This is a genomic window from uncultured Planktosalinus sp. (assembly GCF_963973675.1).
GTDB lineage: Bacteria > Bacteroidota > Bacteroidia > Flavobacteriales > Flavobacteriaceae > Planktosalinus.
Window position 1 is genome coordinate 1 of sequence record NZ_CAXBAN010000049.1, and the last position, 9832, is coordinate 9832.

At 33.2% G+C, this 9832-nt stretch carries 11 protein-coding genes and 1 other RNA gene; 3 read left to right on the forward strand and 9 right to left on the reverse strand.

The genetic code is table 11. The annotated features are described in order from the left end of the window. On the reverse strand, positions 1–528 hold a 528-nt coding region (dnaX, locus tag AACY61_RS03255; protein WP_339610136.1), incomplete at its 3' end, for a DNA polymerase III subunit gamma/tau. A 103-nt stretch (positions 529–631) separates the two neighbouring features. On the opposite strand from dnaX, the gene rnpB reads away from it, so the two are divergent. Continuing rightward, positions 632–949, forward strand: an RNA gene (gene rnpB / locus AACY61_RS03260) — RNase P RNA component class A. A 38-nt stretch (positions 950–987) separates the two neighbouring features. Here rnpB and AACY61_RS03265 read toward each other — a convergent pair. The 6 genes from AACY61_RS03265 to AACY61_RS03290 form a co-directional block, all read right to left on the reverse strand. After that, complete coding sequence (locus tag AACY61_RS03265; protein WP_339610138.1) at positions 988–1167, reverse strand: Lacal_2735 family protein; 180 nt, start codon at positions 1165–1167, stop codon at positions 988–990. 240 nt (positions 1168–1407) lie between these two features. Further along, entirely contained in the window at positions 1408–1716 is a 309-nt protein-coding gene (locus AACY61_RS03270) for a rhodanese-like domain-containing protein (protein WP_339610140.1), read from the reverse strand. 3 nt (positions 1717–1719) lie between these two features. Beyond that, entirely contained in the window at positions 1720–2001 is a 282-nt protein-coding gene (locus AACY61_RS03275) for a rhodanese-like domain-containing protein (RefSeq protein ID WP_339610142.1), read from the reverse strand. A gap of 92 nt (positions 2002–2093) precedes the next feature. After that, positions 2094–2630 (reverse strand): 16S rRNA (guanine(966)-N(2))-methyltransferase RsmD, encoded by a 537-nt coding sequence (gene rsmD, locus AACY61_RS03280; protein ID WP_339610144.1) that lies wholly within the window; start codon positions 2628–2630, stop codon positions 2094–2096. Beyond that, the gene (locus AACY61_RS03285) at positions 2627–3412 is read right to left on the reverse strand and encodes a DUF3822 family protein (RefSeq protein WP_339610146.1); all 786 of its coding nucleotides are present in this window, start codon (positions 3410–3412) and stop codon (positions 2627–2629) included. Before AACY61_RS03285 ends, rsmD begins: the two co-directional genes overlap by 4 nt. Further along, the gene (locus AACY61_RS03290) at positions 3390–4061 is read right to left on the reverse strand and encodes a hypothetical protein (RefSeq protein ID WP_339610148.1); all 672 of its coding nucleotides are present in this window, start codon (positions 4059–4061) and stop codon (positions 3390–3392) included. Before AACY61_RS03290 ends, AACY61_RS03285 begins: the two co-directional genes overlap by 23 nt. A 153-nt stretch (positions 4062–4214) precedes the next feature. Between AACY61_RS03290 and AACY61_RS03295 the strand changes: the two genes are divergently transcribed. Next, on the forward strand, positions 4215–5636 hold the full coding sequence (locus AACY61_RS03295; RefSeq protein ID WP_339610150.1) for an AAA family ATPase: 1422 nt from the start codon (positions 4215–4217) through the stop codon (positions 5634–5636). Between the two features lies 1 nt (position 5637). Here the strand turns inward: AACY61_RS03295 and nhaA are convergent, their stop codons facing one another. Together nhaA and AACY61_RS03305 are read right to left on the reverse strand one after the other, a co-directional pair. Continuing rightward, positions 5638–7005 (reverse strand): Na+/H+ antiporter NhaA, encoded by a 1368-nt coding sequence (gene nhaA / locus AACY61_RS03300; RefSeq protein WP_339610152.1) that lies wholly within the window; start codon positions 7003–7005, stop codon positions 5638–5640. 110 nt (positions 7006–7115) lie between these two features. Then, positions 7116–8984, reverse strand: a complete 1869-nt coding sequence (locus tag AACY61_RS03305) for an ABC-F family ATP-binding cassette domain-containing protein (protein WP_339610154.1) — start codon at positions 8982–8984, stop codon at positions 7116–7118. Between the two features lie 176 nt (positions 8985–9160). Between AACY61_RS03305 and AACY61_RS03310 the strand changes: the two genes are divergently transcribed. After that, a partial coding sequence (locus AACY61_RS03310; RefSeq protein WP_339610156.1) for a polysaccharide biosynthesis/export family protein occupies positions 9161–9832 on the forward strand: 672 nt, incomplete at its 3' end.

Consider the following 9832-nt stretch of genomic DNA (forward strand, 5'->3'; position numbering starts at 1 on the left):
TAAATGATTTTTGATGTCAGTAACTGTTATTCGCTTAAAATCAAAAATCTGGCAACGTGATAAAATAGTGGGTATTATTTTATGCTTTTCGGTGGTTGCTAATATAAAAATAGCATGATTTGGTGGTTCTTCAAGAGTTTTTAAAAAGGCATTGAATGCAGCCTGTGAAAGCATATGAACCTCGTCGATTATATATACTTTATATTTGCCGGTTTGAGGAGGAATGCGAACCTGATCTGTCAAATTCCTGATATCGTCAACAGAGTTGTTTGAAGCCGCATCTAGTTCAAAAATATTGAATGCAAAATCTTCATTTAAATTTTCTGTACTTTCTTGATTGATTCTTTTAGCCAGAATTCGAGCGCAAGTGGTTTTTCCAACTCCCCGTGGACCAGTAAACAAAAGTGCCTGGGCAAGGTGGTTGTTGGCTATGGCATTTTCAAGCGTATTAGTAATGGCTTGTTGGCCTACAACGCTTTTAAAGTTAGTGGGGCGGTATTTACGGGCAGATACTATAAAATGTTCCATAGAAATTGTGAGTAAAGCAAATATACATATTGTTCTAATTTTCTTGGATTCTATCTTTCACTTTTTCTTAATAGATATTAACAACTATGTTGTATTTTTGTAAAATACAAGCCGTCTTATCGCTCTAAAACTATTTTAGGGAGGAAAGTCCGGGCACCACAGAGTAGCATAGCGGGTAACTCCCGTCGTTCCGATTGCAATCGGGATAGGACAAGTGCAACAGAAAGGATGTACAGGTAATGCTGTAGTGAAATCAGGTAAACTCTATGCGGTGAAATGCTATGTATACCGGTGATTGAGGGTTACTCGCCCGAAACCGGAGGGTAGGCAGATTGAATTAAACAGTAATGTTTAATCAAGATAAATGATAAGAATTAAGATTATCTTAATACAGAACCCGGCTTACAGGCTTGTATTCTTAAAAATTTCCCGTACTGTTGTTAGCAACAGGCGGGATTTTTATTTTTCGTTTTGAACTTTTATAGAATCTATTTTTTTTAAAATAGCTTGAGCTTCTACTTGTTTTTTATCACTTGCAGAACGATTAGTTTTTGATAAATCAAAAGATTCTTTAAGAAGTTTCCTGTACTTTTCCTGAAGGACTTCTACTTGGCTTTTCTTTTTAAATAGTTTAAACATTTTTCTTTTAAAGATAGTTCAAGAAAAAGTCATTGTCAAAATTTTAACTTCACTTTTTGGTTTTATCGAAATTGCATTTACTTTTTGCACACCCAAATCCAAATAAACCCATTAGTGTGATGTAACTTCCCAGAATTATTCCTAAAAGTTGGCTGTCCATTATTGCATGAATTAACAAAGTTATACCTATTGAGAAGTAAATAATTCTAGATAAATCCCAGTGTTTTGTTAGCCTTTCAATCATTGAAGTTTATTATTTAAAGACTTCCAGGATCCTGCGTTGTAGATATTTAAAAAGCCTTTTGATTTCAGTGTATTTTTTGCACTTCCACTTCTAATGCCTGAGGCGCAGCAAAGTATGTATGTTTTTTGTTTGTCATTCAAGCTATTAGTAATTGTGTTGAGAGGAATATTTTTTGAACCTTTGATATGACCAGATTTAAACTCTTCTTTTGTTCTAACATCAATTATAACTGCCCCTTGGGCTAGCAGATTTTTATAATTTGCTTTCGGACCAATTCCGAAAATTGATTTGAGTTGTTGAATCATTTTTTATACTATTTGTGACTGGTAATAATTTACATCTAACCATGAACCGCCATTGATGCAGTCCACTCCTTGATTTTTTAAATAATGTGAAGCTACACCACTTCTATTTCCTGTGGCGCAGCACAATATCAATGGTTGGTTCATTGATTTGATTTCTTCAATTCTTAATTGAATTTCCTGTAAAGGAATATTTATTGATCCTACAACATGGCCTCCTTTATATTCCTCCAATGTTCTAACATCAATAATCTTCGCATTGTTGTTTAAATATATTTCTGTGTTCATTGCATTAATATTTTATTTTACAAAAGTAATAGCACAAATGATGTATTACAGTTACTTATGGTACAAAAGAAATAATTGAATGGTTTTAGTTTTTAAAGTTGAAAAAAACTAAACACTGACCCGCCATATCTTCTTGATTCAGAATAATTATGCAGTTTACTTAAATCAGTGTGTTTGGAGTGCTCGATTATTAAGAAACCATTTTCATTGAGTAGGTTATTTTTAAATACCAATTTGACAATGCGTTCAAATTGACCGGAGTCAAAATTATAAGGAGGGTCTGCAAATATAACATCAAATGTTTGCTTTGATTTGTCTAAAAATGAAAAGACATCTGCTTTGACAGCTGTTATTTCAAAACCCAGCTCATCGTTAATTTTTTTTATAAACTGTATACAGCTATAATCAGCATCAACTGCTGTTATATAATTGTTTCCTCTGGAAGCAAATTCAAAACTGATATTTCCAGTTCCTGTAAAAAGGTCTAAAAACGTCACCTCACTAAATGTAATTCTATTGTTTAGGATATTGAACAGAGCTTCTTTCGCAAAATCTGTAGTAGGCCTTACCGGAAGTTTTTTTGGAGCAATGAGTCTTTTACCTTTGTATTTTCCAGAAATGATTCTCATTCCACTTTTGTTAATTTAGACTGGCTATTGTTTTTAAATGAAACGTTTCTGATATAATTATAGGCTAATTTAAAATAATCATCCTCTTTATTAATTTCTCCACTGAGGGTTAGTTCGAATTCTTCTGGGTTTAATTCTAGTTGTTCAGCCACAAAAAGAGTGTAGTATAAAAAGTCTTCAGGGGTGTTGAATAAAAAAGTATTAAACAAAAGAATATTTTTTCCATCGGAGACAAAAACACTCATTTCTTTATTAAATAAATGAACAAACATTTTTTTTGAATTGCCAAAACGCTCGTCATTTAGAATGGTTTCTACAAAGCGAGTTGAAAAATGAAAAAATGTAAAAGCACCGTAACGTTCAAAAAAATAGTTGTTTATGTTTGCAAACGGGACGTAGACGTTGATAATATCAAAACTTCCTAACTCATCAAAATCAACATAGTCTGAAGAAAAAATTTTTGAATTGAATTTTAAGTAATTTTCCGGTTGTGCTTTATCAAACAATGCTCTAGGAACGAGTGTTGAAAGGTTGTTTTGATGAATTATGGTTAATTCCTTAATTTCTTTTGATAATTCTATATTTGAACTAAATTCTTTTTGAATCTCATTTAAAACTTCTTCAGGAGACAATGTTGATTCAAAGTTTATGATTTTTTCAAATTCAACTGTTTTATTTTCATCGTTTTGCATTAAAAAAGAAAGTCCATTCAGGCTTACCTGAACGGACAATCTTGAGTTTGAATTAGTATTTAAATTTTTATTGCTCTCCGGCTTTATCATACTGCTTAGGCCAGTTTCCGTTGGTGTTTACATCTGTCATTGAGCCAACAATGATATGTGAGCCGTTGACACCGTCAACAGATACTGTTTGTTTTTCCTGAATTATTAAATCTCTATTGAGCCCTTTAAGAATTTCATCTTTACTAGCTTTGGCTTCAAAAACGGCAATTTGATTATCGTTTCTTAGAATAAACCCTGCTTCAAGTGAAATATTTACTTCATTTCCTTTAACTGTAGCTTGGCTCAAATTCTTGTATTGTTCTGAATTTTTGAAAAGAGAATCTTTAACAGGAACAAAAGACAAGGTGTCAATAACTACATCCTCGATATAATAACCCCCGGTTTGCGGGTCAAGACCAAACGCTCTGTTTCTTTCCACATCGGCATAACTTGTGTCCCTTCGTTGCGTAATTGCAAATTGAGCGGTATCTATAAACTTTGTGAGTGAATCAAAACTTCCTGTAAACCTCCCTTCAATCTCAAGATATGCCAGTTCTGCAGTTCTAATATCTTTTAAAACATCGATGACTTTGGCATAGCGTTTTTGCTTTTCTTCGTTAAACTTTGAGGGCTCATACACAGAATTAAAAAGCTTATAGCCAAGAAATATGATAATTATCCAGAGAACAAGTTGAATTAAAAGTTTCATTATTGAAATCGATTTTCGTTTAACGTAAATGCTATATCGCAAATCTACAATTTTTTTTCAATCACAAAAGTATAATCTTTAAAAATCGTTTTAATTGTAATATTTCATAATCATACATTAAATTAGCCGTAATTTCATATAAAATGATCACGAATGACTGCAGTTGAGTTTTATAAAACAATCAAGGAAAAGTTTCCGCATCAACCAACAACTATTCAAGATGTTGTTTTACAAAACCTTGCACAGTTTGTTCACTCACAAGATACAGACAGTCTTTTTTTGTTGAAAGGCTATGCCGGAACAGGTAAAACTACAATCATCAGCACTTTAGTGCAATCACTTTGGGAGTTAAAAAAGAAAGCAGTGTTAATGGCTCCCACAGGACGGGCTGCCAAAGTTATTAGTAACTATGCCAATAAGGAAGCATTTACCATCCACAGAAAGATTTATTACCCTAAAGCAGATAAGGGAGGAAGTGTAAGCTTTACATTGCAACAAAACAAACATCGCAATACGCTTTTTATTGTTGATGAAGCATCTATGATATCAGATACAGCATCAGACTCTAAGCTGTTTGAAAATGGCTCATTACTAGATGATTTAATGCAGTATGTTTATAGTGGATTTCAATGCAAGTTGATACTGATTGGCGACACTGCTCAACTACCACCCATTAAAATGGAATTGAGCCCTGCATTGGATGAAAAAATACTCTCAAATTATTATGATAAGAAAGTGTTGATGTTTGAACTGGATCAAGTCGTAAGACAAAAAGAAGAAAGTGGGATTCTATACAACGCCACTCTGTTGAGAGAGACTTTAGATTCAGGGTTTTACACTGACTTTAAATTTGACTTACAAAATTTTAAAGACATTGTAAAGCCAACAGACGGTTATGAATTGCTAGATGCAATAAATGATTCTTATTCAAACCTGGGTAAGGAAGAAACCGTGATTATTTTGAGATCTAATAAACGAGCAAATTTATTTAATGAAAATATCAGGTCGCGTATTTTGTTTCAGGAAAATGAATTATCAACGGGGGATTACTTAATGGTTGTGAAAAACAATTATTTTTGGCTAAAACCTACCAGTGAAGCCGGGTTTATTGCCAATGGTGATATCATTGAAATTCTAGAAATATTTAGATTTAAGGACTTATATGGTTTCAGGTTTGTCGAAGTTATGGTAAGAATGGTTGATTATCCTAAAATGAAACCTTTTGAAACGGTACTACTTTTGGATACTATAAAGTCTGAAACTCCATCGCTTTCTTATGAAGACTCAAACAGGCTTTATCAAGAAGTTTTAAAAGATTATTCAGATCTCAAATCAAAGTATAAAAAGTTTTTAAGTGTAAAGGGCAACAAGTATTTCAATGCATTACAAATAAAGTTCTCTTATGCCATTACTTGTCACAAATCGCAAGGAGGACAATGGAATACTGTTTTTATAGAACAACCTTATTTGCCCGAAGGAATTGATAAAGAATACCTTAGATGGCTCTATACTGCAGTAACAAGAGCAAAGGAAAAATTGTATTTAATAGGATTTAAAGACGAGTTTTTTGAATGATTTAATTTTCCGTTAATTCACTATCAGCTGCAGCTTTATCTTTTTCTAAAGTTTTGTTTCCAATTAATTTAAGATAAAAATACCCTAGGAGACCGGCTATTAATGAAGCAGTTAAAATCCCCATTTTTGATTGTACATCATAGGTTTCATCTGTAAAGGCTAGGTCTGTTATGAAAAGAGACATAGTGAAACCTATCGCAGCTAAAAATCCAACTCCAAAAACGTGTTTAAATTCAATTCCTTCGGGTAGATTACAAATTTTAAGCATTACCATAATTTTAGTAAACAGTAATACACCAATTATTTTTCCAAAAAGTAATCCAAAAATCACTCCAAGTGTTACAGGACTTGTAAAAAACTGAAATGATTCTGCATCTAAAGTTACTCCGGCATTTGCAAATGCAAAAATGGGTAATATGACAAAGCTCACAAATGGATGTAAAGCATGTTCCAGTCTTTGTAATGGGGGAGTGGCATCTTCAGTTAGCATTGAAAATTTTTCCATTGTGGATGCCATTTTTTCATCAGCATCTTTTCTTCCTTTAAGTTGCATTCGCTGCCTTTTTATCTTTAGTGAAAGCAAACGTACTTTTCGTAAAAATAAAGGAGTGTTTATTTTTGTTAATGTTGGTATTGTAAACGCAGCCAACACGGCAGCAATGGTTGCATGAACCCCAGAAAGCAATATAGCAAGCCAGAGGCCGCCTATACCCATAATTGCATAAAACAAGGTGTTTCTAATACCCATATAATTTGCAGTTAAGAGAATTAAAAGAAAAAAGGCACCCAATGCTAAACTGTTCACTGAAATGTCTGAAGTGTAAAAGAATGCAATAACCATTACAGCTCCTAAATCATCTACGATGGCAATTGCAGTTAAAAATACTTTTAAAGAGAGGGGTACTTTATCACCTAATAGATAGAGAATTCCAAGAGCAAATGCGATGTCTGTTGCCATTGGGATACCCCAACCGGAAACAGCTTCTGTTCCTTGGTTTAAGTAAAAAAAGATCAAGGCAGGAAAAACCATTCCTCCAATAGCGGCAGCAACCGGAAGCATCGCTTTTTTAAAGCTGGCCAACTCACCGTGCATCAACTCTCTTTTGAGTTCCAGCCCAACCAAAAAGAAAAACATAGACATTAATCCGTCATTGATCCAATGCAGCAGATTTTTCTTGATTTGAAAATCTTCAAAGCCTATGTAGATGTATTGTTTCCAAAAACTATGATATCCTTCTGCCAGAGGAGAGTTTGCGACAATCATTGCCAAAATTGCAGAAAAAACCAGCAGGATTCCTACAGAGGTTTTCTTTTCTATAAAATTTTTAACCGGAAGCAAAAAATAGAGATCGAGGGTGGTCTTTTTCATTGTAATCTGATTTCAATTATACAAAATGAAAGGGGTAATTTTTTTAATTCTGTAAAAGTACTATGACACTCTCGTTTAGAGTATGATAAAAATCAGCTTAATATGAAATTTTAATTTTCATTTTTTAGAGATAACTCAAACCAACGTTCAGTTTTTTCTTCAATTTTATTGATAATATCCTGAAGTTCTTCAGATTTTTGATTGATTTCATCTACAGACCAATTTGCTGAAGCGAATTTGTTTTGAAGTTCATCTCTTTGTTTTTCAAGCTTTTTAATTTGTTGGTCCAAACTATTGAATTCCTTCTGCTCATTAAATGATAGCCTTTTGGAGTTGCTTTCTTTTTTCCATGATTTTTTTTCAGAAGGTTCTGATTTTTGTTCTCTTTTTTCAGCTTCAACACTTGACTCATAAGCCCTGAAATCACTATAATTACCTGGAAAATCATCTATGACTGCATTGCCCCTAAATATAAAAAGGTGGTCTACGATTTTGTCCATAAAATAACGGTCGTGAGAAACAACAATTAAACAACCTGGATAATCCAATAAAAACGATTCCAACACATTCAATGTAACAATGTCCAGATCGTTAGTTGGTTCATCAAGAATTAAAAAGTTTGGATTCTGAATTAAAACGGTACACAAATAGAGTCGTTTAAGTTCACCACCGCTTAGTTTTTCAACAAAATCATATTGTTTTTTTCTATCAAACAAAAAACGTTCAAGCAATTGCTGTGCAGATATTTGCCTTCCCTTTTTTAAGGGAATATAATCTCCAAACTCCCTAATTACCTCAATAACTTTTTGACCTTCTTTAATTTTTATTCCTGCTTGTGTGTAATAACCAAACTGTATAGTTTCACCGGTAATAATTTTACCGCTATCAGGGGTTATTTTTCCGGTTAATAAGTTCAAAAATGTTGATTTACCGGTACCGTTTTTACCAATTACACCTATGCGTTCACCTTTTAAGAAATTGTAGTTAAACTTATTAAGGATTTCAAATTCGTCAAATGATTTTGAAACATTATGAAACTCAACAATTTTACTACCGAGGCGCTCCATATTGATTTCAAGTTCGATTTCATGATTAGATCTGCGTTTGCTGGCTTTATCTTTAATTTCATGAAAGTCCTGGATGCGTGACTTACTTTTGGTGGTTCTTGCTTTTGGCTGCCTTCGCATCCAATCCAGCTCTTTTTTAAAAAGTTGTTTTGCTTTTCCTGTTTCGGCCATTTCGGCTTCTATTCTGGACTCTTTTTTTTCAAGATAGTAAGAGTAATTTCCTTTATAGCTATAGAGTTTGCCGTCTTCCAGTTCAACAATTTCATTGCAAACACGTTCTAAAAAATAGCGGTCATGAGTCACCATAAAGAGTGTGATGTTTTCTTTGGCGAAAAATTCTTCTAGCCACTCAATCATTTCAAGATCAAGATGGTTTGTAGGTTCATCCAAAATCAATAAATCGGGTTTACTCAATAGTGCATTGGTGAGTGCAAGGCGTTTTTTTTGTCCTCCACTTAATGTGCTTACTTTTTGGTCAAGGTTTTCAAGTTTAAGTTTTGAGAGGATTTGTTTGTAAAGGGTTTCAAAATCCCAAGCTTGGTGAGCTTCCATGGCATCAAACGCAGACTGGTAATTTTCACTTTCGTTTGGGTTTTTGAGTGCAGTTTCATAGCGTTCAATTACTTTAAGAATTTCATTTTCTGAATCAAAAATTGTTTCTTCAACAGTCAGGTACTTATTTAGCTTTGGTTCTTGTGCAAGATAAGTTACCACTATGTTTTTACGATAAATAATAGAACCAGAATCAGGGGAGTCCTCTCCGGCCAGCATTTTTAAAATAGAAGTTTTACCAGTTCCGTTTTTAGCAACAAAACCTATTTTCTGACCTTCATTGATACCGAAAGACAGGTTTTCAAACAACACCAGTTCACCAAATGATTTCGAAATATTTTCAACAGATAAGTAGTTCACTTTTTTTAATTTATACAAATGAAAGTAAAATTTAAGGATTTTAAGTTAACAAAGAAAAATCAATTTTTGATAAAATCTTATTGATTGTGGGATTTTGTATTTGATTAAATAAAAGTCGAAAAATTTCATATTTAAACTTGTTCGCCTATATTTGTTTTGAACTTGACGCATTGAAAATGAATAAATCCTTATTGTATATTTGCCTAGCAATTTTGATAAGTTGTTCTTCGTGTATTTCTTCCAAACAATTGAAATACCTTCAGGAAAATAACAAAAAAAATGACTCGCTCATCACAATTTCAAAAAAACAAGATCCTTACCGAATACAAGTAAATGACTTACTGAGTATTAGAATTAAGTCATTAGATCAAAGCGAAGTAGGAATGTTTAACCCTGTAGGTGATGAAAACCCAAATGCAACTGGAGAAGAGCGACTTTATTACGATGGGTTTTTGGTTGATCCTCACGGCAATATAAGAATGCCAACTTTAGGTTATGTAAATGTTCTTGGGTTTACTGTGGATGAAGTTAGGGAAAAGCTTGAAAAAGAATTGCTTGAAAACTACTTTAAGGAAGAGGCAAATATATTTGTTACAGTTAAACTTGCTGGGATTAGATATACTATTGCCGGTGAGATTGGGAGTCCCGGATCAAAAATTATATATCGAGATCAAATATCAATTATGGAAGCCATCGCTAACTCAGGCGATATTGTTTTGACAGGAGATAGGAAAGATGTCGTCATTGTGCGACAATATCCCTACGGTCAGCGTGTGCATCATATAGATTTGACCACAATTGAAGCCGTTAATTCACCCTATTACTATGTTAAACCCAATGATTTAATA

Coding starts and splice junctions, on each gene's coding strand:
- AACY61_RS03265 (WP_339610138.1), bottom strand. CDS start 1,167: ATGTTTAAACTATTTAAAAAGAAAAGCCAAGTAGAAGTCCTTCAGGAA.
- AACY61_RS03270 (WP_339610140.1), bottom strand. CDS start 1,716: ATGATTCAACAACTCAAATCAATTTTCGGAATTGGTCCGAAAGCAAAT.
- AACY61_RS03275 (WP_339610142.1), bottom strand. CDS start 2,001: ATGAACACAGAAATATATTTAAACAACAATGCGAAGATTATTGATGTT.
- rsmD (WP_339610144.1), bottom strand. CDS start 2,630: ATGAGAATCATTTCTGGAAAATACAAAGGTAAAAGACTCATTGCTCCA.
- AACY61_RS03285 (WP_339610146.1), bottom strand. CDS start 3,412: ATGATAAAGCCGGAGAGCAATAAAAATTTAAATACTAATTCAAACTCA.
- AACY61_RS03290 (WP_339610148.1), bottom strand. CDS start 4,061: ATGAAACTTTTAATTCAACTTGTTCTCTGGATAATTATCATATTTCTT.
- AACY61_RS03295 (WP_339610150.1), top strand. CDS start 4,215: ATGACTGCAGTTGAGTTTTATAAAACAATCAAGGAAAAGTTTCCGCAT.
- nhaA (WP_339610152.1), bottom strand. CDS start 7,005: ATGAAAAAGACCACCCTCGATCTCTATTTTTTGCTTCCGGTTAAAAAT.